Source organism: Phytomonospora endophytica, from assembly GCF_014202425.1.
Classification (GTDB): Bacteria; Actinomycetota; Actinomycetes; order Mycobacteriales; family Micromonosporaceae; genus Phytomonospora; species Phytomonospora endophytica.
This window is the reverse complement of sequence record NZ_JACHGT010000009.1, coordinates 185542-211182: the sequence shown is the minus strand read 5'-3', so window position 1 is coordinate 211182 and position 25641 is coordinate 185542. Positions and strand designations below refer to the sequence as shown.

Genomic DNA, 25641 nt, shown 5'->3' with positions numbered 1-25641 from the left:
AGCCAAGGAGATCCATTGAGCCAGCACACCCCGTTGCACACCGGATGGCGGCTGACCGCCGCCCTCGGTTCGCCGGTGCCGGAGAACGTCGCCCCCGCGACGGTGCCCGCGACCGTTCCCGGCTGCGTGCACACCGATCTGCTCGCCGCCGGGCTGATCGACGACCCGTACCTCGACGACAACGAGACGCACCTGGCCTGGATCGGCCGCGCGGGCTGGGTCTACGAGACCGCCTTCGACTGGTCGCCCGGCACGGACACCGGCACCGACCTGGTGTGCGAAGGACTCGACACCGTCGCCACGATCACCGTCAACGACGTCGAGGCCGGCCGCACCTCCAACATGCACGTGGCGCACCGTTTCCCGGTCCGCCACCTGCTGCGGGAAGGGGAGAACCGGCTGGCCGTGCGCTTCGACTCCGCCTACGGCTACGCCGAACGCACCCGCGACTTCCTCGGCGACCGGCCCAACGCCTACCCCGAGCCCTTCGGCTTCATCCGCAAGAACGCCTGCAACTTCGGCTGGGACTGGGGCCCGACCCTGGTCACCGCGGGCATCTGGCGGCCCATCGGCCTGCACGAGTGGACCGCGCGGCTGGCGCGCGTCCGTCCACTGGTGACCGTCGAGGACGGCGTCGGCAAGGTCCGGGTGCACGTCATCGCCGACGGCGGCACCGCCGGACCGCTCACCGTCGCCGCCCGGATCGCCGGTCAGCGCGTGGAGGTACCCGTCGCCGACGGCGAGTTCACCGTCGAACTCGGTGTGCCCGAGCCCGAGCTGTGGTGGCCGCGCGGCTACGGCGCCCAGCCCCTCTACGAGCTCGACGTCGAACTGCTCGGCGCCGACGGCACCGTCCACGACACCTGGTCCCGCCGCGTCGGTTTCCGGACCGTGCGCCTCGACACCGCCCCCGACGAGCACGGCCGGCGCTACACCGTCGAGATCAACGGCCGCCCCATCTGGGTTCGCGGAGTCAACTGGATCCCCGACGACGTCTTCGTCGCCGGCATCACCCGCGAACGCCTCGCCGGGCGTTTCGCCCAGGCCGTCGACGCCAACGTCAACTTCCTGCGCGTCTGGGGCGGCGGGATCTACGAGTCGGAGGACTTCTACGAGCTCGCCGACGAGCTGGGACTGCTGGTGGGACAGGACTTCCTCTTCGCCTGCGCGGCCTACCCGGAGGAGGAGCCGATCGCCGGGCACGTCGAGGCCGAGGCCCGCGACAACGTTGTTCGGCTCGCCTCGCACCCCAGTCTGGTGCTGTGGACCGGGAACAACGAGAACATCTGGGGCCATGAGGACTGGGGCTGGAAGGACGAGCTGGGCGAGCGGACCTGGGGCGCCGGGTACTACTTCGAGACCCTGCCGTCCATTGTGGAGGAACTGGATCCGGCGCGGCCCTACTGGCCCGGCAGTCCCTGGTCGGGCTCGGACGACCTGCACCCCAACGATCCCGCGCACGGCAACATGCACATCTGGGACGTGTGGAACACCCATGACTACACCCACTATCTGACCTACACCCCGCGTTTCGCCGCCGAGTTCGGCTACCAGGCGCCACCGGCGTACGCGACGCTCCGCCGTGCCCTGTCGGACGAGACGCTGGCGCCCGACTCGCCCGGCATGGCCCACCACCAGAAGGCCGCCGACGGCGACCTGAAGCTGAAGCGCGGACTCGACGCCCACTTCGGCGAACCGGCCGACTTCGACGACTGGCACTGGCTCACCCAGCTCAACCAGGCGCGCGCGCTGTCGCTGGGCATCTCCCACTTCCGTTCCCTGCGCCCGGTCTGCACGGGAACGATCATGTGGCAGCTCAACGACTGCTGGCCGGTCACGTCCTGGGCGGCGATCGACGGCGACGGCCGCCGCAAGCCGCTCTGGTACGCCCTCCGCGACGTCTACGCCGACCGGCTGCTGACCTTGCGGGAGCGCGACGGCGTCCCGGTCCTGTTCGCCCTCAACGATTCCGGCGCGGAATGGCACGGTCCGGTCGAGGTGACGCGGCTGTCCTTCGACGGGCGCGTCCTGGCCAAACACAGCGCGACCCTCGACGCCGAAGCCCACGGCTCGGCCCGCGTCGACCTACCGGCCGAACTCACGACACCCGACTACGACCGCGCCGAACTCCTGCTCGCCGAGGCCGACGGGCGCCGGGCGTGGTGGTTCTTCGGCCGGGACAGGGATCTGGCCTACCCGGAGGCCGACTTCGAGGCCGTCGCCGAGCCGATGACCGGCGGCTACGCCGTGCGCGTCACGGCGAGGTCCCTGCTGCGGGACCTCACGCTGTTCCCCGACCGCGTCGACCCGGCGGCCACAGTGGACAAAGCCCTGGTCACGTTGCTGCCGGGGGAGTCGGTGACCTTCACCGTGTCCGGGCCGGAAGGGCTCGACGCCGGGGCGTTCACGGCGGCTCCGGTGCTGCGGTGCGTGAACGACACGCGGAGGTGAGGCGGTGCGGGGATCCCGAACGGATCCCCGCGCTCACCCCTCGGCCCGGCGCCGTTGCGCCAGGCTCTTCATGATTCCCGCCTTCGGCAGGTCGCCGCGGGCACGGTAGATGGCGGCGAGGTTCTCCATGGCGCCGTCATCGCCCGCCCGCGCGGCCATCAGATACCACCGCTCGGCCGCCTCCGGTTCGTTGCGATCGTCGAGGATGAGGGCCAGATTGTGCATGGCCTCCACGCTTCCCGCCTCGGCCGACGCCCGATACCAGTGCTCGGCCAGCTGCGCGTCGTCTCGGTTGGCCGCCAGCAGCGCGAGGTAGTTCATCGCCGTGGCATCACCCGCCGAGGCCGCGCGCAGCCACCAGGACGCCGCCGCGTCCAGTTCCGCGGCCCTGCGGTGGGCGGTCCCCAGCTCGATCATCGCCTCGACGGACCCCGCCTCGGCGGCCGAGCGCCGCCAGCGCTCGGCCCCGGCGGTCTCACCGATCTCGCGCAGGTGTTCGGCGTAGCGGTGCATCGCGGCGGGGTCGCCGCTCTCGGCACCGCGGCGGAGCCGATCCCGGCCCCAGGCCGGGACCCGGATACGGGCCAGCGTGTCGAGCCACCCGGCGAGGTCCTCCCCCGTGACACCGACGGCGACCAGGAACGCCGTCACCGTGTGGGTGGACGGCGGACTCGCGCGCTTGCCTCGGCACAGGTCGTGGAGAGTCGCCTTCGGCAGCCCGCTGTGCTTCGCGAGGTCACCGTAGGACACCCCGGCGGCGAGCTTCAGATGCTGAAGTGCGGCGGCGAAGGAGACCGTGTCGGTCACCTCGGGCGTTTCGGGCTGCTCCGATGAGCACGGCCGCACCGCCGGCGGACGGGAGCCTCTCCCCGGCCGGGCCTCGTGCCAAGCCGCGAGCAGCCGGCCGCGTCCGTCCAGGACCCTGTCGAGACCGAGCGCCACCGCCTCGACGGGAAGCCGGTCCCCGCACTCGACGTGCGAGATCTGGCTCTTCGAATAGTGCACGTACTTCCCCAGCTGTTCCTGGGTCAGGCCCTTGTTGACGCGGAGCCGACGCAGGTGTGCGCCGAACTCCGCGCCGGGACCGCCGGCCGGCCTGGGCACGGGACTACCTGGAGCGCAGCCGCCGGGCGGCGGACACACCGGCTCCGAGCAGTACGACGGTGGTGGCGGCGACCGTCTGGAGATCGTGACCGGCCGCGGTGAGCGCCACGGCGACGGCGAACGTGATCACGATGACCAGGACGGAGGGCGCCCCAGCGCGCCACTCCGCGCTCGCCGGGCCCTCCGGAAGGCAGACCCGGCGACGTCGCGATGGATTCCCGAACAAGTGAACCGCCTCTTGTGCACAAGGCCGCGACCTTCGCGGCGAGCCACAGCGTGACCGTCGACACGGGCCGTCGGCAAATCGCGCCCGGACGGTTCGAGGCCCTCGCGGATCACGGCCGGAGACCGCGGTGATTGAGCACGCCGTCCGGGAAGGACGCGGAAAGCGTTGCGGGAGAACGGTCTTCGCTTTCGGGTCGATCTGGGCGATCGATCGGTTTGGGCAGGTCCGGCACCCCCGCACGGCGGATCCGATGACTCTCGGGGTCGCGGGATCGTCCGCGAGCGTCCGGATCCGTCGCGAATTCTCGGCCCGATCGGGCCATGTCTCCAGTCAGCACAGGTCCCGGAGGGGTCCCGCGCGAGAAAACCCGGGTGGGAAATCCGCACATGAAAAAGTCCCGGGATCCCCCGAACGTGCAATCCACCTAGGGCGCGTACTTCCCCGCGATCGCCCGCGCGCTCGCCGCCAGCCTCTCCCGCATCCACCCCGGCTCCAGCAACTCGGCGTCCTCGCCGAAGCGCAGCACGAGGCTCGTCGTGTGCTCCACGCTCTCGTAGGGGATCCGTGCGGTCACCCACCCGTCCGGGCCGGCGACGCCGGTCTCCGCGACGGCACGGGCGCTGGCGCCGTCGAGCAGGTCGGTGAGCATCTCCAAGCCGGTCGGGGACAGGCGGATCGTCATCTCGCCGCGGACGCGGCGGGCGTCGAACTCGGCGAGGTAGTCGCGCCAGTGGGCGGCCAGGTCGAAGTCCCGTGGGCGCTGGAAGACCTCACCGGTCGGGGACATGGCGAGGACCCGGGACACGCGGTAGGTGCGCGGGTCGCCGCGGTCGGCGGCGACGAGGTACCAGTGCCCGCCTTTGAGGACGAGACCGTAGGGGTCGAGGGTCCGGTCGACCTCGCGCGGGCTGGCCCAGCGCCGGTAGCGGACCTCGATCCGCCGCGCTTCCCATGCGGCGCGCGCGATCGCGCTCAGGTGCGGGGTGTCGTCGGCGGTTCCGTACCAGTCGGGCGTGTCGACGTGGAACCTGTCGCGGACGCGCGTCGCCTGTTCGCGCAGGCCTTCGGGGAGGGCGGCCATGAGTTTCAGCGTCGTCGCGGCGGCGAGCCCTCCGAGTCCGAGGGCGGCGGCGGGGCCGGGGAGCCCGGTGAGGAAGAGGGTCCCGGCCTCGTCGGCGGTCAGGCCGGTGAGTTCGGTGCGGTAGCCGTCGGGCAGCCGGTAGCCGCCGTCGTGCCCGGCGTCGCCGAGGACCGGGACGCCGTTGGCCTGGAGGGCGGCGATGTCGCGGTAGACCGTGCGGACCGAGACCTCCAGCTCGTCGGCGAGCTGCCGCGCGGTCCGGCGGCCCCTCGTCTGGAGGACGAGGAGGGTGGAGAGCAGTCGGCCGGCGCGCATGCCGAAGCTTTACATCTTCACTGCCAAGAGATGTCAGCGGACCCGTTCTAGGTTTCGGGCATGAACGATTTCGACTTTTTCGTCGGGTCCTGGAAGGTTGCCAACCGGCGCCTGAAGACCTGGCTCGCGGGCGACACCGAGTGGGACGAGTTCGAGGGCACGTCGGTCTGCCGGCTGCTGCTCGACGGCGTCGGGATGGTCGACGAGATGGACTTCCCGAGCAAGGGCGTCACCGGGATGACCGTCGGCTTCCAGGACAGGAAGAGCGGCGAGTGGTCGCTGTACTGGGTCGACGGCCGCGACGGGATCCTCACCGAACCGGTGGTGGGCGAGGTGAGCGGCGGTGACGGCGAGTTCCGCGGCGAGACCGTCCACAACGGACGGACGGTCCTGGTCCGCAACTCCTGGACCGGGGAGAACGCCGACGCCTTCCGCTGGGAGCAGTCCTTCTCCGCCGACGAGGGCGCGAACTGGGAGCTCAACTGGGTCATGGACTTCACCCGCGAGTAAGTCGGGGTGCGGGTGAACGGGGGTGATGGGCCCGTCAGGGCACGGCGGTCCCATCACCCACTCGCATCTAGATCGCGTAGGTGACCGTGACGGTCACGTTCGTGCAGCCGCCGGCCAGCGAGGTCAGCGTGCTCTTCTCGGCGCTGTCGACGGTGAGGCGCCAGCGGGTCTTCACCGCGACCCACTCGGTGATGTACCGGCAGCGGACGCTGGTCACCGACGGCAGCCATTCGCGCGGGTCCTTGTCGCCCTTGGCCTGGTTGACGTTGTCGGTGACGGCGATCAGCGAACGGGAGTCGCCCAGGTCGTTGGCGAAGTTCCGGCGCTGCGTCGCGGTCCAGTTGCGGGAACCGGAGTCCCAGGACTCCGCCAGCGGCACGAAGTGGTCGATGTCGAGGTCGGCGGGCTGGGTCCAGCTCGCGCCGTCGTAGTAGGAGAACCAGCGGCCACCGGTGAGGGTGCAGCCGGAACCGACGCTGGGAGCCGTCGTCGCCTCGGCGATGAGGACCTCGTAGCGGGTGTTGCAGCCGTCGCCGTCGGCGTCGATCCAGTGCTGGAAGAGGTCGCGGTCGTAGCCGGTGCGGATCTCCGAGGCGACGGTCAGGTTCGCCACGGCGGTGCGCAGCGGAGCAGAGTAGGTCGCCGCTTGCGCCGGTGCCGGGTAGGCGAGAGCGGAGAGGGTGGAGGCGGCGAGGAGGGCCGCGAGGAGGAGGGTCGTCCGGGTTAAGAGCTTGGACACGGTGACTCCCGGGGGATCGGGGAACGGGGGTGATCCCATGGTCGGGGGAGTGGCACGCGGTGTCAACGACTTGAATGTGTCGATATGCGGACCTTGGGGGGTCGGGGGAGTGGCGGGACGCCCTCACCAAAACCGCCCCGCACTCACGCGCGGGGCGGTCTTCGGCGACGACGTCGCCGTCGTCGTCTCGTCCTAGTGGTAGAAGTGCCGCGCGCCCGTCAGGTACATCGTCACGCCCGCCTTCTCGGCGGCCGCGGCGACCTCCTCGTCGCGGATCGAGCCGCCGGGCTGCACGACGGCCTTCACACCCGCCGCGAGCAGCACCTCAAGACCGTCGGCGAAGGGGAAGAAGGCGTCGGAGGCCGCGACCGACCCCTTGGCGCGGTCGTCACCGGCGCGCTCCACCGACAGCTTCGCCGAGTCGACGCGGTTGACCTGACCCATGCCGACGCCGACGGTGGCGCCGTCCTTGGCCAGCAGGATCGCGTTCGACTTCACCGAACGGATCGCGCGCCACGCGAAGGCCAGCTCGGCGAGGGTCTCCTCATCGGCGGGCGTGCCCGTCGCCAGACGCCAGTTGGCGGGGTCGTCGCCGTCGGCGTCGACGCGGTCGGGGACCTGCGCCAGCACGCCACCGGAGACCTGCTTGAACTCCATCGGCGCCGGCGCCCAAGCCGGAGCCCGCAGGATCCGCAGGTTCTTCCTGCTCCGCAGCGACTCCAGGGCCTCGTCGGCGAAGGACGGCGCCACGATCACCTCGGTGAAGATGCCCTTCACCTGTTCCGCGAGCTCAAGACTCACCTCGCGGTTCACCGCGATCACACCGCCGTAGGCGCTCACCGGGTCGCACGCGTGCGCCTTCCGGTGTGCCTCGGCCACGTCGGCGCCCACCGCGATCCCGCACGGGTTGGCGTGCTTGATGACCGCCACGCACGGGTCGGCGAAGTCGTTGGCCGACCGCCACGCCGCGTCGGCGTCGACGTAGTTGTTGTACGACATCTCCTTGCCGCCCAGCTGCTCGGCCTGCGCGAGCCCGGCCGCCGCCTGCGGATCGTGGTACAACGCGGCCTGCTGGTGCGGGTTCTCCCCGTACCGCAGCGTCTTCGACAGCGACAGCGCCTGCCCCACGAAGGGCGGGAACCCTTCGCTCGTCTCCCGCGCCAGCCACGAACCGACCGCCGCGTCATAGGTCGCGGTGTGCGCGAAGGCCCGCGCGGCCAGGCGCTGGCGGTCGGCGAAGGTGAACCCGCCCGCCTCGACGGCCGCGAGGAGCTCGCCGTAGGCGGAAGGCTCGGTCACGACGGCGACGTTGGCGTGGTTCTTCGCCGACGAGCGCACCATCGCGGGCCCGCCGATGTCGATCTGCTCGATGATCTCGTCGGTCGAGGCGCCCGAGGCGAGCGTCTCGGCGAAGGGATAGAGGTTGCTCACCAGCAGGTCGAAGGGCTCGATGTCCAGTTCGGACAGTTGCGCGCGGTGTGTGTCGAGCCGAAGGTCGGCCAGCAGCCCGGCGTGCACCTTCGGGTGCAGCGTCTTCACGCGCCCGTCGAGGCACTCCGGGAAACCGGTCAGCTCCTCGACCCGGGTCACCGGGACGCCGAAGGACTCGATCGTCGAGGCCGTCGATCCGGTGGACACAATGGACACACCGGCGGCGTGCAGGCCGCGGGCCAGGTCTTCCAGGCCGGTCTTGTCGTAGACGCTGACCAGCGCGCGGGTGATGGGTTTGCGTGCTTCGCTCATTGCTCGCTCTTCTGTCCGAGGGTTACCTTGCGTCCGGTCACGGTCCAGCCGTCGCGCACCATCCGGCCGACGCAGTCGACGAGTTGCCGCCGCTCGGCCTCCTTGATGCGTTCGGTGAGCGTGTCCACGGTGTCGTCGTCGACGACGGGCACCGCCACCTGCGCGATGATCGGGCCGGTGTCGATGCCCGCGTCGCAGAAGAAGAGGGTGGCCCCGGCGAGTTTGACGCCCGCCTCGAAGGCGTCGCGGGGACCGTGCATGCCGGCGAAGGACGGCAGCAGCGAGTTGTGGGTGTTGATGTAGCGGTCGCCGAACTCGGCGAGGAAGGACTCCCCGAGGATCTTGAGGAAGCCGGCCGACACGACCAGGTCGGGTTTCGCGGCGGCGACGTCGGCGGTCACCGCGGCGTTCCAGTCGTCGCGCTCGGCGAAGTCCTTGACCCGGTGGACGAAGGTCGGGATGCCTGCCTTCTCGGCGCGCGTCAGCCCGGCGATGCCGCCCCGGTCGGCTCCGACCGCGACGACCCGCGCGCCGTAGGCGGGGTCGGCACAGGCGTCGATGAGCGCCTGGAGATTCGTGCCGGAACCGGAGATCAGGACGACGAGACGAGCGGGGCTACGCAGGGTCACGACCTACCTTAACCGCCGGTCGCGGCCCAGAAGCGCACGGGTCGCGGCGGCGCCGAAGCCGACGGCCACGGCGATCGTCCCCGCGGCGGTGAGCGTCGTCGGCCACAGGTGCGGGCCGATGGTGGCCAGCCGCCCGGTGCCGAGCGGCCCGGAACCCGCGTAGGACACGATCGCGACGAGCACGCCGGCGACCAGGCCCGCCGAGATCGCGGCGAGGAACAGGTGGGCCAGCCGCAGCTCGGAGCTGCGCCGGGCGAGGAGGACGCCGAGGACGACGCCGGTGGCGACGGGGACGCCGAGCAGGACCGTCGCGGCCGGGGGAGCGGGCTGGGTCGGCAGTGCCGCGAGCAACGGGACGGCCGGGACGGGCCCGAGGACGACGTCGACGAGGGAGACGGTCGTTCCGGTCCCGAAGGCGAAACCGGGCCCGAGCAGGAAACTCGTCGACCAGATCGCGAAACTCGGCACGTAGAGGAGGCAGATGAGCCCGACGCCGAGGGCGCCGGTGCCGTAGCCGTCGAGGATCTCGATGGCGGCCGACGCGTTCGCGGCGAGGGAGATCCCCGCGGCCAGCGACCCGGCGGCCAGGAGGAGGACGGTCGCGATCATGCCGGTGCGCAGACCCCGGCGCAGCCACAGCGGGAGCCGCCGCCAGCGCCGGACGCCGACCTTCGACTCGCGCAGCGCGCCCCAGACCCCGAAGACCGCCGCGAACAGCGCGGCCTGACCGGCGCTGCGCAGGACGCCGACGCTGAACAGGTCGGAGTCGACGAGCGCGGCGACGATCACGGCGATGCCGGTGTAGGGCGGGACGAGCGCGAGGAGGACCGAACGGACGGCCGCCGAGTCGCGCGCGCCGATCGCGCGCGCGGTGTTCGCGCCGGCCTTCTTCAGCCGCCAGGCGAGGACGACGGTGACGACCAGCGGCGGAAGTCCGATGAGGCCGCCCGCGATGCCGACGGGCACGCCGTGCCCGAGGAGCCAGACCGCGCCGGCCGCGCGGACCGCGTCGGAGACCGAACCGGGATGCCCGGCCAGGAACCAGGCGGCGACCACGCAGACGATCAGCGGTGTGCCCACGACGAGGACGGCCCAGCCGGTCGTCGCGACGCCCGCGGTGAAGACCGACCGCGCCGTGCGCTTGCGGCGGGGCAGCGGCGACCGGCCGACCGCGACGGTCTCGCGCTGACGGCCGCGGGGGCGCTCCTGGACCGGGACGGTCTCACGTTGCGTGCCGCGCCGCTGGCGGACACGGCTGACGTCGACCTTCGCGGTGTCGCGTTGTGCGCCTCGTTTCCGCTTCTGCTCGCCCATCGCGGTAAGTGTCTCAGGGGGACGGGCGAATCGGGTGGCGGCCTGCCGGGTGGATCTTCGCCGAGGTTCGGCGGGGGCCTCACCACGGGCCCCGGACACGGCGAACCCCGGGAGCCACCACGCTCCCGGGGTTCGCCGTCGTACCGCGTCGAATGGTCGGGGACCTACAGGCCCCGCACGACCTCGCGCATGAGCTTCGCCGTCTCCGACGGCGTCTTGCCGACCTTCACACCGGCGGCTTCGAGGGCCACCTTCTTGGCGTCGGCGGTACCGGCCGAGCCGGAGATGATCGCGCCCGCGTGCCCCATGGTCTTGCCGGGAGGGGCCGTGAAGCCCGCGATGTAGGCGACGACCGGCTTGGTCACGTGCTCGGCGATGAACTCGGCGGCACGCTCCTCGGCGTCCCCGCCGATCTCACCGATCATCACGATGGCCTCGGTCTCCGGGTCGGCCTCGAAGGCCTTGAGGCAGTCGATGTGCGTGGTCCCGATGACCGGGTCGCCACCGATGCCGACGGCCGTGGAGAAGCCGATGTCGCGCAGCTCGTACATGAGCTGGTAGGTCAGCGTCCCCGACTTCGAGACCAGGCCGATCTTGCCGGCGCCGGTGATGTCGGCGGGGATGATGCCCGCGTTGGCCTTGCCGGGCGACTGGAGGCCCGGGCAGTTCGGCCCGATGATCCGCGTCTTGTTGCCCTTCGCGCCCGCGTGCGCCCAGAACGACACCGAGTCGTGCACGGGCACGCCCTCGGTGATGACCACGGCGAGGGGGATCTCGGCGTCGATGGCCTCGATCACGGCGGCCTTGGTGAAGGCCGGCGGCACGAACAGCACCGATACGTCGGCGCCCGTCTCGGCCATGGCCTCGGCGACGGTCGCGAAGACCGGCAGCGAGGTGCCGTCGAAGTCGACCTTCGTCCCGGCCTTGCGCGGGTTGACGCCGCCGACGACGTTGGTGCCCGACGCGAGCATGCGGCGGGTGTGCTTCATGCCCTCCGAGCCGGTCATGCCCTGGACGATGACCTTGGAGTTCTCAGTGAGGAAGATAGCCATCGTTACGCTCCCTGCGCCGCGAGCTGGGCGGCCTTGTCGGCCGCGCCGTCCATCGTGTCCACACGCTGCACGAGCGGGTGGTTCGCCTCGTCGAGGATCCGGCGACCCTCCTCGGCGTTGTTGCCGTCCAGCCGGACGACCAGCGGCTTGGTGACCTCTTCGCCGCGCGACGCGAGCATCGCCAGCGCCTGCACGATGCCGTTGGCGACCTCGTCGCAGGCGGTGATGCCGCCGAAGACGTTGACGAAGACCGACTTCACGTCGGCGTCGCCGAGGACGATCTCCAGACCGTTGGCCATGACCTCGGCCGAGGCGCCGCCGCCGATGTCGAGGAAGTTGGCCGGCTTCATCCCACCGTAGTTCTCACCGGCGTAGGCGACCACGTCCAGCGTGGACATGACCAGGCCGGCGCCGTTGCCGATGATGCCGACGTTGCCGTCGAGCTTGACGTAGTTGAGGTCCTTCTCCTTGGCGGCCTGCTCAAGGGGGTCGACGGCGTTGACGTCGACGTACTCCTCGTGCTGCGGGTGGCGGAACCCGGCGTTCTCGTCAAGGGTGACCTTGGCGTCGAGGGCCAGCACGGTCCCGTCGCCGATGCGGGCGAGGGGGTTGACCTCGACCAGGGTCGCGTCCTCGGCGACGAAGGCCGCCCAGAGCTTGACGAACATGTTGACCAGCTGGTCACGCAGGTCGGCGGGGAAGCCGGCCCGGTCGGCGATCTCACCGGCGACGGTCTCGTCGACGCCCTTGATCGCGTCGATCGGGAGCTTGAGGACCTTGTCGGGGTCTTCGTCGGCGACCTGCTCGATCTCCATGCCGCCGGCCGTGGAGGCGATGCACAGGAAGGTGCGGTTGGCGCGGTCCAGCAGGAACGAGAAGTAGTACTCCTCGGCGATGTCGGCCGTGACGCTCAGCATGACCTTGTGGACGGTGTGGCCCTTGATGTCCATACCGAGGATGTCGGTCGCGCGCGCGAAGGCCTCGTCGGCGCCGTCGGCGAGCTTCACGCCACCGGCCTTGCCGCGGCCTCCGACCTTCACCTGGGCCTTGACGACGACCTTGCCGCCCAGCCGCTCGGCGAGCTCGCGAGCCTCTTCCGGAGTGGTGGCCACTCCGCCGTCGAGCACCGGCACCCCGTGCCGCTCGAACAGCGCGCGCCCCTGATATTCGTACAGGTCCACGATTTAGTCCCTGCTCCCTGCGTCTTCGCTGACATTGGTTGAGACAAGAGTTGGGTCGCCGGGGCGACTCCTCCGCAGGGTAGCGAGGGGGTTGCGATCACACCCGGGCCGGGTGTGTCGTACGTGTCACATCGACTGTCCGTCACCGGAGGCGGGGTTGGCGGCGGCCCGCTGACGGTCGACCTCGGCGGCGATCTTGAAGCGCGACTGGTCCTTGCCGCTGTCGGTGATGGCGAAGGGCGTCTCGTGGGCGTTGCGGGCCGCGGCGGTCTTCTGCCAGAGCTTCGGGGCGGTCTCTTCGAGCTCGGCGGCGGCCTCGTCGGCGTCGACGCACAGGAACCAGAAGCCGCCGTGGCTGGTCGAGCGCACGCCGGTGACCTGTGTCCAGGGCACGGCGACGAGGTGGCGGGTGCCGATGCGGAACCAGATGTGCTCGGGCCCGACGGCCAGGACGGGGAAGGAGAGCTGGCGGCGCCACTCGATGAGGGTGTGGGCGAGGATGGCGAGGCCGATGACGGTCAGGCCCCAGGCCGCGGGGGAGGCGAGGTCGACGAGGAGCTGCACGAGACCGCCGAGGGTGACGAGCCCGCCGATGAGCGCCATGGCCCCGAAGACCTTGCGCTGCGCCTTGGAGTCGGCGCGGACGACGAAGGTCGCGTCTTGCGGGGAGCCGGTGCGGATCTGCATGGAACGCCTCTCGTGGTGAACGGTCGAGCCGGAGACGATTGTGCCTGACAAGCACGCGAATCCGACACGCCGAAAACTAGTTGTAGAAGATCTGCGTGCAGGGCGTAACCCTCGTCTGGCAGGATCGTTGATATCAACGTCGGCCAAAACGGACAGTGAGCGGCGAAATAAGCCGCCGGTCCGGGTCGATGTTTACGGCCGATGCCCTGTCGGTCGAGGGGTGGCGGCGGGGTGTCGTGCATGAGAGGGACCGGACGTCTGAGGGGTGCGTCCGGTCCCTCGTTATATGCGCCGATGAGCGGCGGGAGCTTCAGGCTCCCGCCGCTTCTTTGTTGTTCCGCGGTCGGAGGCTAGGCCGCCGACGAGGTCTTCACGTTCCCGCGCACCCATTCCACGATCGAGGCGGTCGTCGCCCCCGGTGTGAAGATCTTCGCCACGCCCATCTCGGTCAGGCGCGGGATGTCGTCGTCGGGGATGATGCCGCCGCCGAAGACGACGATGTCGCTCGCCTGACGCTCCTTCAGCAGGCCGATCACCCGCTCGAAGAGCGTCATGTGCGCGCCCGACAGCACCGAGAGGCCCACGACCTGGGCGTCCTCGGCGATGGCCGTGGCCACGATCTGCTCGGGCGTCTGGTGCAGGCCGGTGTAGATGACCTCCATGCCGGCGTCGCGGAGGGCGCGTGCCACCACCTTGGCTCCGCGGTCATGGCCGTCCAGGCCCGGCTTGGCCACCACGACCCTGATGCGTGAACTCATGGTCCTCACCCTTCAAGCACGGCGCCTCGGTGCGCCAACGACTCGCCGTCGAGCCTACCGATCGTTCAGGTCCGGCAGGTCGAAGGTGTGGGACAGGTCCCGCCCGGAACGCTGTGTGAGCGATCGGTTACGGTATCCGGCGATTGGGGGTGTCTCGTGAGGGACAGTCACTTCGTGGCGCGTCACCGCGCGGCCCCACACTGGGAGACCACGGCCGCGCAGATGCTGGTGCGGGTGGGCGCCGAGTGGGAGTTCGGCGCCGGGACCTATGTCGGGCGGCGCCGGGCGGCCTCGGCGATACAGATCCAATACGCGACGGTCGTCGCCACCGCGGTGATCGCCGGAGGCGTTATCGCGCTGGGAAGCGCCGCCGCCCTGCCCGACGAGTCCCCGGCCACCGCGATCGGCGGGCCGCCCGCGGTCGTCGCCGTCGTCGAGGACGGCCAGGCGGGAGGAGACCTGTCGACGGTGCAGCGCACGACGACGTCGACCGTCGCCACCCGCGGCCTGGACCGCACCCCGCTGAAGGCGCAGGCCGCCGAGGAGATCTGGACCACGCCCCTCAAGAAGGGCGAGTTCGACCTCACCTCCTACTTCGGGCAGCGCTGGGGTGTACTGCACGCGGGCATCGACCTGGCCGCGCCGACCGGCACGCCCGTCTACGCCGCCCACCGTGGCAAGGTCAGCGAGGCCGGATGGGCCGGGACGTACGGCTATCTCGTCGTCATCGACCACGGCAAGGGCCTCCAGACCTACTACGCGCACAACTCGGCGCTGACGGTCTCCTCCGGCGACACCGTCGAGGCCGGCGACCCGATCTCGAAGGTCGGCAACACCGGCTACTCCTTCGGGCCGCACAGCCACTTCGAGGTGCACCTCGACGGGGAGAAGATCGACCCGATGCCCTACCTGAAGAAGCGGGGTCTCGACGTCGAGAAGGCCGCCCGGACGGTGTACCCGGACGACTCGGTCCTGCCCGGCTAGACGGGCGGCGCGGTTTTGTCGGACCCCAGGAATAGACTCGACGGGCCATGGATGTGCTCTTTCCCGAAACTTCCCCGAAGCCGTCGGCCACGCCCGATTCCCCCCGTCGAGACCCCGGTCTCGACGACCTGAACGAGGCCCAGCGGGCCGCCGTCCTGCACGAGGGCACACCGCTGCTCATCGTCGCGGGTGCGGGTTCGGGCAAGACGCGTGTGCTCACCCAGCGCATCGCGCATCTGCTGTCCCACCGCAAGGTCCATCCCGGTGAGATCCTCGCGATCACCTTCACCAACAAGGCCGCCGCGGAGATGCGCGAGCGCGTGACCGAGCTCGTCGGCCGCCGCGCCCGGATGATGTGGGTCAGCACCTTCCACTCGGCGTGCGTGCGGATCCTGCGCGCGGAGGCCGCGACGCTGGGCCTGAAGTCGTCGTTCACCATCTACGACGCCGACGACGCCCGCCGCATCATGCAGATGGTCATCGCCGAGCTCGATCTCGACCCCAAGCGCAACTCCCCGCGCTGGCTGGCCGCCGAGGTCTCGAACCTCAAGAACGAGCTCGTCGACGCCGAGACCGCCTTCGCGCGCGCCGACACGCCCAAGGAGAAGACCGTCGCCGAGGCCTACAAGCTCTACGAGGAGCGGTTGCGCACCGCCCAGGCCCTCGACTTCGACGACCTGATCGGGCACACGGTGCACCTGCTGTCGGCGTTCCCGCTGGTCGCCGAGAAGTACCGGCGGCGTTTCCGGCATGTGCTGATCGACGAGTACCAGGACACCAACCACGCCCAGTACCGCCTCGTGCGCGAGTTGGTCGGGACCGACGGCGACGCCACCGGTGTCCCGCCGGCGGAGTTGTGCGTCGTGGGTGACGCCGACCAGTCCATCTACGCCTTCCGTGGCGCGACGATCCGCAACATCCTGGAGTTCGAGCGGGACTATCCCGACGCGCGCACGATCCTCCTTGAGCAGAACTACCGCTCCACGCAGACGATCCTGTCGGCGGCCAACGCCGTCATCGACCGCAACAACGGCCGCAAGCCCAAGCGCCTGTGGACCGACCAGGGCGACGGTGAGCAGATCGTCGGCTACGTCGCCGACACCGAGCACGAGGAAGCCGAGTGGATCGTCAAGCAGATCGACCGGCTCACCGACGACGAGAACATCCGCTACGCCGACGTCGCCGTGTTCTATCGCACCAACGCCCAGTCGCGCGTGTTCGAGCAGCGCTTCATGAGTGCCGGGATGCCGTACAAGGTCGTCGGCGGCGTGCGCTTCTACGAACGCAAGGAGGTTCGTGACGCCCTCGCCTACCTGCGGCTGGTGTCCAACGGCGACGACACGGTGAGCGCGCGGAGGGTCGTCAACGTGCCCAAGCGCGGTGTCGGCGACCGCGCGATCGAGGCCATCGACGCCTTCGGGCAGCGCGAACGGATCTCCTTCGGCGCGGCGCTGTGGCGCGTGAACGAGGCCGTCGGGGTGACCGCGAGAGCGGTCAACAGCGTCAAGAAGTTCACCGCGCTCATCGACGAGGCCCGAGCCATCGCCGAGACCGACGGACCCGAGGCGGTGCTGGAGCACATCCTGGCCGGCAGCGGATACCTCGCCGAGCTGGAGGCGACCGGTGACCCGCAGGACGAGGGCCGCGTCGAGAACCTCCAGGAGCTGGTCAGCGCCGCCCGCGAGTACACCGAGCGGGTTCTCGGCGAGACCCCTGCCGACGAGGACGAGGAAGCGGTCGAGGAGCGCCCGACGCTCGGGGGTTTCCTGGAGCAGGTCGCGCTCGTCGCCGACGCCGACCAGATCCCCGACGACGACGACACCGACGGCGTCGTGACGATGATGACGCTGCACACGGCCAAGGGGCTGGAGTTTCCCGTCGTGTTCCTCACCGGGATGGAGGACGGGGTGTTCCCGCACCAGCGCTCCACGAAGGAGTCGGAGCTGGAGGAGGAGCGGCGGCTGGCGTACGTCGGCATCACCCGTGCGCGGCGGCGGCTGTACCTGTCGCGGGCGGTGACGCGCAGCGCCTGGGGGCAGCCGCAGTACAACCCGCCGAGCCGCTTCCTCGAAGAGGTGCCCGACGAACTGCTCGCGTGGGAGAAGACCGACGCGGCGCCGTCACGGATGGTGCGGTCGAGCGGGGTGCGGCACCCCGAGTCGTCGCTCGCGGCGAAGCTCGGGCTCGGCGGCGTCGGACTGACCTCGGCGAGCAACCTGCGCGGTGGCGCGGACATCCCGGTGCTCGTGCCGGGGGACAGGGTCACGCACGACAAGTTCGGGCTCGGACGGGTCACGCAGGTCGAGGGGTCGGGCGCGCGGGCACGCGCGGAGATCGACTTCGGGGACCAGAAGCGGTGGCTGGTGGTGCGGCACGCGCCGGTGCAGAAGCTTTAGGCGGGTGGGGGCTCAGGTGAGCTCTCGCCAGCCGGTGCCTTCGGCCATGGCTTGAGATCGGTCGGGGAAGTCGCGATGCGTCGCGGCTTTCGCCGTGCCGACGACGCGCCGAATGCCGTCGATGAGGGGCACCACGAGGGCTCGCCTTCCCCCCACCTCGCCGACGTGTACGCCGCCGTGCAGGAGGTCGTGGACCAGTTCGACGATCTCCTCCTCGATCTCACGCGCGAACCAGCGGTGCAGGTCCAAGCCGATGGGGTAGAGGTCGGTGTCGTGCGAGGTGCTGAGCAGCTCGCCGCCCTGATCGTCGAGCACGGTGAAGACCATCCCGACCCAGGACTCCGGGTCCACGAAGATCACCATCCGGTATGAGGGCGCCGACACGTCGTACTGGACCGTCGTCTCCGTCACCTTGGTCTTGACGCTGACCCCCGGCCGCCGCCCCAGGTCCACCACCGCCGCCGCGACCATCGCCCCCACCGGCGGCAGGATCGAGTACTCCGGCGCCATCCCCCGTCCGTCCACTCCGGACGACCCCAACGACCGCCCCCCACGAACCCGTCCCATGCCCCACCATGTCTCCATGCGTGCCCGAAGCGCCTATGTCGCGCCATCGCCATCGGTCAAGACCGCCACGGCGGCCGTGACACTCCTGTGGTTCCTCACCGCCTTAGGCCTCGCCTACATGGCCTACAGCGTCTCCCTCTTCGACGGCCCCTACCAGCGCCTCGCCCTGTGGTGCATGGGTACGGCGACCGCGGGGCCGGCCGTCATCGGCGTCTTCGCCTATTGCGGCCGCCTGCGCAAGACCGGGATCGGCTTCCTGATCGCGGCGCTCGCGGCCGGCGGCCTGCTCGTGCGTCCGGCGCTGGCGTTCTACGCCTGAGCCGCGAACCGCTACAGCGGTCCGCGGCCCGAGCGCAGCAGGAGCAGCGCGACCTGCGTCCCGTCGGCGCCGAGGGCCTCGCGGAAGCGCGCGAGGATCTCCCGCTCCCGCGCCAGCACCAGGCGGGTGCCGCCCGATGCCATGCGTGCTTGGCCGACCTGCTGGGACAGGCGTGATCGCTCCTGCCAGAGGCGGATGAGTTCGGTGTCGATGCCGTCGATCTGCTCGCGCAGGGAGTCGATCGGAAGGGCGTCGGTCTCGGTGATGGCGTTCATGTCGGCTCCTCGATAAGGAAGCCCGGTCGAAGCCCAGAGACGACGAATCCCCGGGCGATTCGGCCCGGGGTCGTTGGTCAGATGGTTACGCGCGACCTACGACTGCCGGAGCCCCGGTGCCGTAGTAAAAGTAAAATCGCGCGTTGGTCACGTCGCCGAGTATGCCACACGGTGTCGCGGAACCGCCATCGGCGACTCCGCGACGTACCGAGGAATGGGACGTCAGACGGTGACCGCCTCCACCCGCGCGACCACCGGCTTCTCTTCGGGCGCCTTCTTCTTCCCGACGGCCAGCAGGACGAGTCCCGCCACGATCCAGCAGGCGAGCACCAGCGTCGGCCGGGTGAGCGCGGCCCCGTCGAAGTAGACGGCGTTGCGCACGGCCTCGACGGTCGCCCCGGGCGGCAGGAACGACCCGACGGTCGCGTACCACTCGGGGATGTAGCGCGGCCCGACCGGCCCGCCGGAGGCCGGGATCCCGATCGGGAAGAACAGCAGCGCGGCGGCCCCGCCCGCACCCGCGCCGGCGAGCCTGGCCAGACCCGCGACGGTGAACGCGATCGCCGCCGACGCGAGCACCGACACGGCGAACAGCCGGGCGGGCGCGCCGGGCAGGACGCCCGTGGCGGCGTCGGCGACGGCGACCGCGACGCCCCCGACGACCACCGCGACACCCACGAGCGCGGTGACGAGACCGGTCCGGCGCAGTCTCGTGCCGACGGCGAGCATCAGCGCGCCGCCGAGGGACGGGACGAGCACGGACATGAGGTAGAAGAACATCGCCGAGCCCGACGGGTCCTCCGCCGACAGCGGCCGCACGTCGGTGATGGTCAGGGTCGTGCCCTGCGCCTGGGCGGCGGTGGTGAACACCTTGCCGATGATCGTCGCGCCGGCGGCTCCCGCCGCGCTCGCGGTGAGCAGTGTGCTCGCGCCCTGGCCGGGGATGAGGACGGCGTCGACCTGGCGGCCGTCGAGGGCCTCGCGGGCGTCGGTCTCGGTGGCGTAGGCGCTGAGTTCGAAGGCGCCGTCGGCCTTGGCGTCGAGTGCGGACTGGATCTGGGTGACGGCCTGTTCGGGGCCGACGACGGCGATGGGCACGTCGTGCGGTTCGGGCTTGTGCATGGCGCCGATGAACGACCCGGCGAACAGGGCGGTGAGCAGGGCGACGGCGAGCAGCATCCCGGCTGCTTTCCGGATGTCCTTCATGGGACGGCCTTTCGGAAGGTCAACAGGCGTTGAGTTCAACGCTGTTGAAATTAGCTCAATTCATCGGCGTTGAATAGAGCTTGTGAAAGGCGCCACGTCCCTCGTCCTGGCACGATGAGCCGGTGACGACGACGCGAAAGTCCACGGCGGGCAGACGCCCCGGCGACTCCGGCACGCGCGAGACGATCCTCGACGCGGCGACCGCGGCCTTCCTGGGCCTCGGCTACGACGGCGCCACCATGCGCGGCATCGCCCGCGCGGCCGACGTCGACGCGGCCCTCGTCGTCCACTTCTTCGGCAGCAAGGACGGCCTGTTCAAGGCGGTCCTCGCCGCCGGGGTCGACCCGATACGGCGCATCGCGGCCTTCGCCGACGGCCCCGACGAAGGCCTCGGCGACCGCCTCATCCGCCACTACCTCGACGTGTGGGAGGCGCCCGACACCTCCGCGCGGATGACCACCGTCCTGCGTGCGCTCGCCCTGTCGTCCTCGGCCGTCGAGCTGCTCAAGGGTTTCATCGGCGAGGCCGTGCTCGGTCCGCTGAGCGGGCGCCTCAACGCCGACGAGGCGCCGCTGCGCGCGGGCCTGTGCGGAGCGCACCTGGCCGGGCTGTCGCTGACCCGCTACATCCTCAAAGTCGAGCCGATCGCGTCCCTCGACCCCGGCCGCCTCGCCGCCATCGTCGGCCCCTGCCTGCAGCACTATCTCTCCGGCGAGCTCGGCGAGCCGCCCGCGACCTGACCGTGACGTCCACCGGGTTCCATTGCGGCACAACAGGAAGCGAGGTGGCGCGATGAGGTACGTCGTGCACGGCGACAAGGTGTTCCCCGAGGGGATCACCGAGGACCCCGACGGCCGGGGCTTCTACGTCTCCGGTTCCGCCGACGGGACGATCTACCGCGGCGAGCGGGGTGTCCCGGACACCGAGGTGTGGCAGGAGGCCGGGTCCGACGGCCGCGACTGCGCCCTGGGCATGGCCGCCGACCCGTACGGGCGGCTGCTGGTGTGCGGCGGGAAGGACGGCGTGCTCTACGCCTACGACCTGGCGACCGGCGCCCTCGTGGCGCGGCGGGCCGTCGGGACCGAACCGACGCTACTCAACGACGTCTGCGTACTCGGCGACCACGCCTACGTCACCGACTCGCTGCGGCCGGTCGTGTGGCGCTTCGGCCTCGGCGCCGACGGTGTCGGCGAGGCCGAGGAACTCGTCGGCCTGACGTCGCACGACCCCGGCGACGCCTACCTCAACGGCATCGTGCCGACGCCCGACGGCGACGGGCTCCTCGTCGCCGCGCAGGGGACGGGCGAGCTGTGGCGCGTCGAGGTCGCCACGCGCACCGCGTCGCGCGTCGACCTCGGCGGCGTACCGGTCAACGGCGACGGCATGGTGTGGGTCGGCGACGTCCTCTACGTCTGCGACAACACCGACGAGCCCGACGGCAGCGTGCGGTACTGGCTCACCGCGCTGCGGCTCGACGGCACGCACCGCGCCGTCCTCGCCGGCCGCTGGGAACAACGGCCCGAGGACACCCCGACCACCGTCGCCCACGTCGGTGGACGGCTGCTGCTGGTGCACTCGCAGTTCGCGATGCGGCGGCTGGGAAGGCCCGTCGAGCCGCCGTTCACGGTCGGGGAACTGGACCCGCCGCTCTAGGCGTCCCGCCACTTGATGCCGCAGCCCATGGCCGGGTGATGCGGCTCGGGGACGGACTCGCCCTTGAGGACGTGCTCGATGGCCGCGCGCAGGTGCTCGCCGGTGACGGGCTTGCCGTTGCCGGGCGTCGAGTCGTCCATGGCGCCCCGGTAGGCGAGGGTCAGGTCGGGGCCGTAGAGGAAGAAGTCGGGGGTGCAGGCGGCGTTGAAGGCACGGCCGACGCTCTGATCGGCGTCGACCAGGTAGGGGAAGTCCCACTTCGCCCGCGCCCGCTGCTCGGCGAGCTTGTCCGGCGCGTCGTCGGGATAGGCCTCGGCGTCGTTCGTGCAGATCGCGACGGCGGGGAGGCGGTCGGCGTACTCGGCGAGCAGAGCGCCGAGCACCGACTCGACGTGCTTGACGTACGGGCAGTGGTTGCACGCGAAGACGACGAGGAGGCCTGGACCCCCGGCGTAGTCGGCCGTCGCGTGCGGGGTGCCGTCGAGGTCGGGGAGGGAGAAGGTGGGGGCGGGCGTGCCGAGGGGGACCATGTGGGAGGTGAGGGCCATGGGGAGGGCTCCGTCCTTAGGGGCTCGGGCGAGCCTATCGCCGGGGGTGGAGAAAAGGCGGTGAGTTCACGCCTCTATGCCCGGCAGATCGAAACATGGAAACTCGGCAAATCAAAAGCACATCATTCGGCAAATCTAAACTCCCTGATAGGAGACGATCCGGTCCGTTTCGTTCGGCACGAGGGCTCCATGCTCATCGATGAGGTGCAGAGGGTTCCCGAGCTGTGGCTTGCGATCAAGCATCTGGTCGACCGTGAGCCGCAGCCGGGGAGGTTCCTGCTCACCGGTTCGGCGAGGCTGCTCGCACTGCGAGAGCTACCGGATTCGCTTCCAGGACGTTCGGAGACCATCGAGCTCTGGCCGTTGTCGCAAGGCGAGATCGACGGGACTTCGGACGACTTCGTCGACGCTGCCTTTGTGCAGGGAGACGAGCTGCGAGTTCCGTCCCCGGAGTGGCGTCGTAAGGACTACCTGGAGCGGATGATGCGCGGCGGATATCCGGAAGCCGTGCGTCGCGAGGCGCCTCGTCGGCGGGAGCGGTTCTTCGACGGGTACATCGGCGACATCATCACCAGAGACGTTCGACAAGTCGCCGATATCCAGCGAGTCTCGGACATGCGCCGCCTCATCTCCCTGCTCGCAGCTCAGACCGGGGGACTACTCAAGGTCGACAGACTCGCTCGGGATCTGGGCGTCACCGCTCCGACCGTCCGCCACTACGTCGAGATCCTTGAGACGATCTTCTTGGTGCGGCGCGTGCCACCGGCCGTGCGATCGCCACGCCCAAACTGATCTTCGCCGACTCCGGTTTGGCGAACTACCTCGTCGCCGGCGCCGTCGGCGACGCGCCGATCGGCGGACTCATGGAGAACTTCGTCCTCGGAGAACTCGCCAGACAGCTCACTTGGGCGCGCGCCTCGGTTCGGCTCTTCCACTGCCGCGACCGTGATCAGTACGAGGTGGACGCGGTCCTCGAAGACAATGCCGGCCGGGTCGTGGGAATCGAGGTCAAGGCCGCGGAGACCGTGCGGTCGGACGACTTCCGTGGACTTCGGCTGCTGCAACGACGCCTCGGCGACCGCTTCCGGGCGGGGTTCGTCCTGTACTGCGGTGAGGAGCAACTCGGCTTCGGGGACGGCTTGGCGTGCCTTCCGATTTCGGCGCTGTGGACGAGTCGGCTCGACGGCGCAGTTCTTTCCTGACGCCTACGACTGCGGGCGGTGGGTGCACGCCGCCGGGGACCGGCATCGATCCGATCCTCGTCGGCAGCGACCTGCACACGATGGAGACGTTCACCGGATACGACAGGTCGTTCTACGAGCGCGCCGACGAACTCGTCATTCGGCCGCTCAACCCCCCGGCCGCCCCCTTCACCACCCCGCCCCCGCGCGTTAACCCACGCGCCCCCGCCTTCCCCTACGTTGATCTTGTGAGTCACACCCCCGCCATCTCCCGCCGTTCCCTTCTCACCGCCGCGCTCACCGGTGCGGGCGTCGCCGTCGTCGGTGCCGGCCCCGCCGACGCGCATGGCCGTCCCCACCGGCGGCGGGTACTCGTCGCCACGAACGAGCCGTGGGGCACCTACCACGTCAAGCCCCTGCTTCCCGAGGCTCGGCGGCGCGGCTGGGACGTCGTCCAGCTCGTGCCGGACCTGTCCGGTGTCCAGCCGGGCGATCCGGTGCCGGTCGCGACGCTCGACGACGTGCCGCGCGCCGACCTCCTCGTCGTCACCGGTGCCGGCGACTGGCCCGCCGACTGCGCCGCCGCCCTCAAGCGGCTGCCGCTCGCCGCGTCGTCCCTGGCCTACCAGCTGCCGGTCGAGGCGCCCCGCGCGCACGAGTTCCGGCGGCGGCTGCGCGTACTGACGGCGTCGTCCCCGGCGGAGGCGAAGGTCTTCGACGACTACCTCGGCACGCGCCGCCGCGTCGAGGTCGTCGGTTCGCCGCAGACCGACGACCTGCCACGCCACGCGCCGGAGGCGGGCACGGTCCTGGTCCTCACGAGCGTCACGAAGTCCGACGGCACCGGCGGTTCGGCGCCCGGCACCGAGCTCCTCCTGGCCGCCGCCGAGAAGCTCGCGGCGTCGGGCAGGCACGTTCTCGTCGGCCTCCACCCGCGCGAGGACCGCACGCTCTGGGAGCGCTACGAGATCAGCGAGGTCCCCTCGGTCCAGGCCTCGGCGCGCGCGGAGGTCGCCGTCGGCATCCCCGGCACGGTCTTCCCGCTCGTCGCCGCCGTCGGCGTGCCGCTCGTCGGATGCGTCGACCCGCGCCTCCAGATCCCCGACTACCTGCTCAGCGTCTGCTCGGACACGATCACCGACGCCGCCGAGGTCGTCGCGGCCGCCGAAACGGCCCGGCCCGCCCCGCGTGACGTGCTGTACGAGGCGGCCGGGCCGGTGGGCGGTTCGGCGCGCAGGCTGCTGAAGTCGTGGGGAAGGGCCTGCTGACTCAGTCGAGCCGGTCGACCAGCAGGCCCGGCTTGTTCATGTTCACCGCGAGGTCGGGGCGCAGCGGCATGATCGGGCTCGAATAGCCGGAGGCGTTCGCCGCCTGCCGCAGCGCGATGATCTTCTCGTGGTTCTCGCCGAGGACCTTGATGATCTTGTCCTCCTCGGTCGTGATGTACGTCCACAGCCGTTCCATGGCCGCGGCCATGTTGTCGATGACGCCGTTGACGGTGTCGGCGTCGAGCGGGATGTCGCCGTCCTCGGGCAGGAGCTTGTCGCCGACGGTGATGGCCGCGCTGACGCTGTTGAGCGTCAGGTTGACCGCCAGCGCCCCGCCGACCGACATGCCGCCGGTGACCGGTGCGAGAAGCACGCCCGCCGTCGCCACGACGATCCCGGCGACGCACAGTCCCATGGAGATGTCGTCGCTGCTCTTGTCGCCGACCGCTTCCAGCGCCGTGATGACGTTCTTGGCCAGCTGCAGGGCGTCGGTGCGGACGGCGGCGAAGATCGCCTCGTTCGCCTCCATCTGCTCCCGCAGGGTGGTGATGACCTTCTTCTGGTTGTCGGGAATGGATTCGGGGCCGGTGAGGGTGGCCAGGAAGTTGGCCCGGAAGGTCGCCGAGAAGGTCCCGTCCCAGCCTCCCTCGCCCATCAGGTCCATCGCGAGCGTGGCCAGGCCGAGACCGCCGCTGCCGAAACTGCCCTCGGCCGCGCGCATCGAGTCGGTCAGTTTCTCCAGCGCGCTCAGATCCGGTTCGGTGAAACTCTCGAAAACGCCGGGGATCCAGTCGAAGGCGGTCTTCATGCCGTCCAGGTAATCGGCGAGGGTGCGCGGACCGGCCAGTGCCAGTGACCCCTCCCCGTATTTCTCCTCGTAGGCCTCCTGATAGGAATCGGCCTCTTCGCAGAGTTTCTCGTAGGCGAGTGCCGGGATCTTGTTCGCCTCGGTCATGATCTCGTTCGCGGAGGGGTATTGGAAGGCCATGTCAGCGGTCACCGGGGGAGGTGTAGTAGTCGGGCGGTTTCGGCTCGCCGGGGGCCTGTTCACCGGTGGGCGGATTCTGCACGGGATCGTTCGGGTCGTACTTCTCGGGATTCTCGAAGTAGTTCTTCCGCAGATCGGCCGCCGCCTCGGCGTCGGCCGCCTGGTAGGCCTCGATGGCGTTGTTGCAGGCCGTCTGGGCGTCGAGGATGTTCTGGGCGGTCTGCGCGACGATGTACTGCATCTCGTCGCGCAGTGGCGCGAAGGCCGCGAAGACCCGGCCACCGGCCGGTCCATAAGGGCCCGGATCGCCGCGGCCGAAGGCCTCGGAGTCGCCGTCGGCGGTTCCGGCGAGTCCGTCATTGGCGCGGGTGAAAACGGCGGCGATCTGCGGCAACTGGACGTTGGCGACCGTCCACAGGTTGAACAGATCTCCACCGGTGACTTTGTCGGTCACGTGTTCCTCCCG

At 70.4% G+C, this 25641-nt stretch carries 27 protein-coding genes; 10 read left to right on the top strand and 17 right to left on the bottom strand.

Annotation, left to right across the window (positions count from 1 at the left end):
• Positions 1-15 precede the first annotated feature (15 nt).
• Complete coding sequence (locus HNR73_RS21680; RefSeq protein WP_184789395.1) at positions 16-2451, top strand: glycoside hydrolase family 2 protein; 2436 nt, start codon at positions 16-18, stop codon at positions 2449-2451.
• 33 nt (positions 2452-2484) lie between these two features.
• Here HNR73_RS21680 and HNR73_RS21675 read toward each other — a convergent pair whose 3' ends face one another.
• The 3 genes from HNR73_RS21675 to HNR73_RS21670 all read right to left on the bottom strand — a co-directional run bounded on the left by HNR73_RS21675 (position 2485) and on the right by HNR73_RS21670 (position 5177).
• Positions 2485-3555, bottom strand: coding sequence for a helix-turn-helix domain-containing protein (locus tag HNR73_RS21675; protein WP_184789394.1), 1071 nt, complete (start codon positions 3553-3555; stop codon positions 2485-2487).
• Between the two features lie 4 nt (positions 3556-3559).
• Positions 3560-3685: a hypothetical protein gene (locus tag HNR73_RS40015; RefSeq protein WP_260337313.1), complete on the bottom strand. Its 126-nt coding sequence runs from the start codon at positions 3683-3685 to the stop codon at positions 3560-3562.
• A 520-nt stretch (positions 3686-4205) separates the two neighbouring features.
• Positions 4206-5177, bottom strand: a complete 972-nt coding sequence (locus HNR73_RS21670) for a helix-turn-helix transcriptional regulator (RefSeq protein ID WP_184789393.1) — start codon at positions 5175-5177, stop codon at positions 4206-4208.
• A 60-nt stretch (positions 5178-5237) separates the two neighbouring features.
• Between HNR73_RS21670 and HNR73_RS21665 the strand changes: the two genes are divergently transcribed.
• The gene (locus HNR73_RS21665; protein WP_184789392.1) at positions 5238-5687 is read left to right on the top strand and encodes a hypothetical protein; all 450 of its coding nucleotides are present in this window, start codon (positions 5238-5240) and stop codon (positions 5685-5687) included.
• A gap of 67 nt (positions 5688-5754) precedes the next feature.
• On the opposite strand, the gene HNR73_RS21660 is transcribed toward HNR73_RS21665, so the two are convergent.
• From HNR73_RS21660 to icmB, 8 genes are all read right to left on the bottom strand, one after another.
• Complete coding sequence (locus tag HNR73_RS21660; RefSeq protein ID WP_239122055.1) at positions 5755-6426, bottom strand: HNH endonuclease family protein; 672 nt, start codon at positions 6424-6426, stop codon at positions 5755-5757.
• Positions 6427-6618: 192 nt separating this feature from the next.
• Positions 6619-8169 (bottom strand): bifunctional phosphoribosylaminoimidazolecarboxamide formyltransferase/IMP cyclohydrolase, encoded by a 1551-nt coding sequence (purH, locus tag HNR73_RS21655; protein WP_184789390.1) that lies wholly within the window; start codon positions 8167-8169, stop codon positions 6619-6621.
• Complete coding sequence (purN, locus tag HNR73_RS21650; RefSeq protein WP_184789389.1) at positions 8166-8798, bottom strand: phosphoribosylglycinamide formyltransferase; 633 nt, start codon at positions 8796-8798, stop codon at positions 8166-8168. The genes purH and purN overlap by 4 nt, the downstream gene beginning before the upstream one ends.
• 3 nt (positions 8799-8801) lie before the next feature.
• Positions 8802-10112, bottom strand: a complete 1311-nt coding sequence (locus tag HNR73_RS21645; RefSeq protein WP_184789388.1) for a cell division protein PerM — start codon at positions 10110-10112, stop codon at positions 8802-8804.
• A 164-nt stretch (positions 10113-10276) separates the two neighbouring features.
• The gene (sucD, locus tag HNR73_RS21640; RefSeq protein WP_184789387.1) at positions 10277-11164 is read right to left on the bottom strand and encodes a succinate--CoA ligase subunit alpha; all 888 of its coding nucleotides are present in this window, start codon (positions 11162-11164) and stop codon (positions 10277-10279) included.
• Between the two features lie 2 nt (positions 11165-11166).
• Positions 11167-12345 (bottom strand): ADP-forming succinate--CoA ligase subunit beta, encoded by a 1179-nt coding sequence (gene sucC, locus HNR73_RS21635; RefSeq protein ID WP_184789386.1) that lies wholly within the window; start codon positions 12343-12345, stop codon positions 11167-11169.
• A gap of 126 nt (positions 12346-12471) precedes the next feature.
• Positions 12472-13032: a hypothetical protein gene (locus HNR73_RS21630; RefSeq protein WP_184789385.1), complete on the bottom strand. Its 561-nt coding sequence runs from the start codon at positions 13030-13032 to the stop codon at positions 12472-12474.
• Positions 13033-13382: 350 nt separating this feature from the next.
• Entirely contained in the window at positions 13383-13790 is a 408-nt protein-coding gene (gene icmB / locus HNR73_RS21625) for a coenzyme B12-dependent isobutyryl CoA mutase small subunit (RefSeq protein WP_184789384.1), read from the bottom strand.
• 174 nt (positions 13791-13964) lie between these two features.
• Here icmB and HNR73_RS21620 point away from each other — a divergent pair, with 174 nt between their 5' ends.
• Together HNR73_RS21620 and pcrA are read left to right on the top strand one after the other, a co-directional pair.
• Positions 13965-14774, top strand: a complete 810-nt coding sequence (locus HNR73_RS21620) for a M23 family metallopeptidase (protein WP_184789383.1) — start codon at positions 13965-13967, stop codon at positions 14772-14774.
• A gap of 47 nt (positions 14775-14821) precedes the next feature.
• A complete protein-coding gene (gene pcrA / locus HNR73_RS21615) occupies positions 14822-17170 on the top strand; it encodes a DNA helicase PcrA (protein ID WP_184789382.1) in 2349 nt (782 codons plus the stop codon).
• Between the two features lie 12 nt (positions 17171-17182).
• Here pcrA and HNR73_RS21610 read toward each other — a convergent pair whose 3' ends face one another.
• Positions 17183-17680: a hypothetical protein gene (locus HNR73_RS21610; RefSeq protein WP_184789381.1), complete on the bottom strand. Its 498-nt coding sequence runs from the start codon at positions 17678-17680 to the stop codon at positions 17183-17185.
• 73 nt (positions 17681-17753) lie between these two features.
• On the opposite strand from HNR73_RS21610, the gene HNR73_RS21605 reads away from it, so the two are divergent.
• Positions 17754-18056, top strand: coding sequence for a hypothetical protein (locus HNR73_RS21605; protein ID WP_184789380.1), 303 nt, complete (start codon positions 17754-17756; stop codon positions 18054-18056).
• A gap of 11 nt (positions 18057-18067) precedes the next feature.
• Here HNR73_RS21605 and HNR73_RS21600 read toward each other — a convergent pair whose 3' ends face one another.
• Together HNR73_RS21600 and HNR73_RS21595 are read right to left on the bottom strand one after the other, a co-directional pair.
• A complete protein-coding gene (locus HNR73_RS21600; protein WP_184789379.1) occupies positions 18068-18331 on the bottom strand; it encodes a chorismate mutase in 264 nt (87 codons plus the stop codon).
• Between the two features lie 222 nt (positions 18332-18553).
• A complete protein-coding gene (locus HNR73_RS21595) occupies positions 18554-19537 on the bottom strand; it encodes an ABC transporter permease (protein ID WP_184789378.1) in 984 nt (327 codons plus the stop codon).
• A gap of 122 nt (positions 19538-19659) precedes the next feature.
• Here HNR73_RS21595 and HNR73_RS21590 point away from each other — a divergent pair, with 122 nt between their 5' ends.
• Both HNR73_RS21590 and HNR73_RS21585 read left to right on the top strand, forming a co-directional pair.
• The gene (locus HNR73_RS21590) at positions 19660-20277 is read left to right on the top strand and encodes a TetR/AcrR family transcriptional regulator (RefSeq protein WP_184789377.1); all 618 of its coding nucleotides are present in this window, start codon (positions 19660-19662) and stop codon (positions 20275-20277) included.
• A gap of 52 nt (positions 20278-20329) precedes the next feature.
• Positions 20330-21190, top strand: a complete 861-nt coding sequence (locus HNR73_RS21585; RefSeq protein ID WP_184789376.1) for an SMP-30/gluconolactonase/LRE family protein — start codon at positions 20330-20332, stop codon at positions 21188-21190.
• Here the strand turns inward: HNR73_RS21585 and HNR73_RS21580 are convergent.
• Positions 21187-21738, bottom strand: coding sequence for a thioredoxin family protein (locus HNR73_RS21580; RefSeq protein ID WP_184789375.1), 552 nt, complete (start codon positions 21736-21738; stop codon positions 21187-21189). The two genes, HNR73_RS21585 and HNR73_RS21580, sit on opposite strands and share 4 nt — an antisense overlap.
• A gap of 60 nt (positions 21739-21798) precedes the next feature.
• Between HNR73_RS21580 and HNR73_RS41380 the strand changes: the two genes are divergently transcribed.
• From HNR73_RS41380 to HNR73_RS21570, 3 genes are all read left to right on the top strand, one after another.
• A complete protein-coding gene (locus tag HNR73_RS41380) occupies positions 21799-22530 on the top strand; it encodes a DUF8612 domain-containing protein (protein ID WP_221331058.1) in 732 nt (243 codons plus the stop codon).
• 71 nt (positions 22531-22601) lie between these two features.
• On the top strand, positions 22602-22940 hold the full coding sequence (locus HNR73_RS41375; protein ID WP_505862819.1) for a DUF4143 domain-containing protein: 339 nt from the start codon (positions 22602-22604) through the stop codon (positions 22938-22940).
• A gap of 227 nt (positions 22941-23167) precedes the next feature.
• Entirely contained in the window at positions 23168-24187 is a 1020-nt protein-coding gene (locus tag HNR73_RS21570) for a hypothetical protein (RefSeq protein WP_203686028.1), read from the top strand.
• A gap of 1 nt (position 24188) precedes the next feature.
• Here the strand turns inward: HNR73_RS21570 and HNR73_RS21565 are convergent, their stop codons facing one another.
• A complete protein-coding gene (locus HNR73_RS21565; protein WP_184789374.1) occupies positions 24189-25187 on the bottom strand; it encodes a hypothetical protein in 999 nt (332 codons plus the stop codon).
• The gene (locus HNR73_RS21560) at positions 25177-25629 is read right to left on the bottom strand and encodes a hypothetical protein (protein ID WP_184789373.1); all 453 of its coding nucleotides are present in this window, start codon (positions 25627-25629) and stop codon (positions 25177-25179) included. The genes HNR73_RS21565 and HNR73_RS21560 overlap by 11 nt, the downstream gene beginning before the upstream one ends.
• Between the last annotated feature and the right edge of the window lie 12 nt (positions 25630-25641).

Coding starts and splice junctions, on each gene's coding strand:
- HNR73_RS21605 (WP_184789380.1), top strand. CDS start 17,754: ATGCGTGCCCGAAGCGCCTATGTCGCGCCATCGCCATCGGTCAAGACC.
- HNR73_RS21585 (WP_184789376.1), top strand. CDS start 20,330: ATGAGGTACGTCGTGCACGGCGACAAGGTGTTCCCCGAGGGGATCACC.
- HNR73_RS21645 (WP_184789388.1), bottom strand. CDS start 10,112: ATGGGCGAGCAGAAGCGGAAACGAGGCGCACAACGCGACACCGCGAAG.
- HNR73_RS21610 (WP_184789381.1), bottom strand. CDS start 17,680: ATGGCGCCGGAGTACTCGATCCTGCCGCCGGTGGGGGCGATGGTCGCG.
- purH (WP_184789390.1), bottom strand. CDS start 8,169: ATGAGCGAAGCACGCAAACCCATCACCCGCGCGCTGGTCAGCGTCTAC.
- sucD (WP_184789387.1), bottom strand. CDS start 11,164: ATGGCTATCTTCCTCACTGAGAACTCCAAGGTCATCGTCCAGGGCATG.
- HNR73_RS21595 (WP_184789378.1), bottom strand. CDS start 19,537: ATGAAGGACATCCGGAAAGCAGCCGGGATGCTGCTCGCCGTCGCCCTG.
- HNR73_RS21630 (WP_184789385.1), bottom strand. CDS start 13,032: ATGCAGATCCGCACCGGCTCCCCGCAAGACGCGACCTTCGTCGTCCGC.
- HNR73_RS41375 (WP_505862819.1), top strand. CDS start 22,602: ATGGAGAACTTCGTCCTCGGAGAACTCGCCAGACAGCTCACTTGGGCG.
- HNR73_RS21670 (WP_184789393.1), bottom strand. CDS start 5,177: ATGCGCGCCGGCCGACTGCTCTCCACCCTCCTCGTCCTCCAGACGAGG.
- HNR73_RS21580 (WP_184789375.1), bottom strand. CDS start 21,738: ATGGCCCTCACCTCCCACATGGTCCCCCTCGGCACGCCCGCCCCCACC.
- icmB (WP_184789384.1), bottom strand. CDS start 13,790: ATGAGTTCACGCATCAGGGTCGTGGTGGCCAAGCCGGGCCTGGACGGC.
- pcrA (WP_184789382.1), top strand. CDS start 14,822: ATGGATGTGCTCTTTCCCGAAACTTCCCCGAAGCCGTCGGCCACGCCC.
- HNR73_RS21665 (WP_184789392.1), top strand. CDS start 5,238: ATGAACGATTTCGACTTTTTCGTCGGGTCCTGGAAGGTTGCCAACCGG.
- HNR73_RS21600 (WP_184789379.1), bottom strand. CDS start 18,331: ATGAACGCCATCACCGAGACCGACGCCCTTCCGATCGACTCCCTGCGC.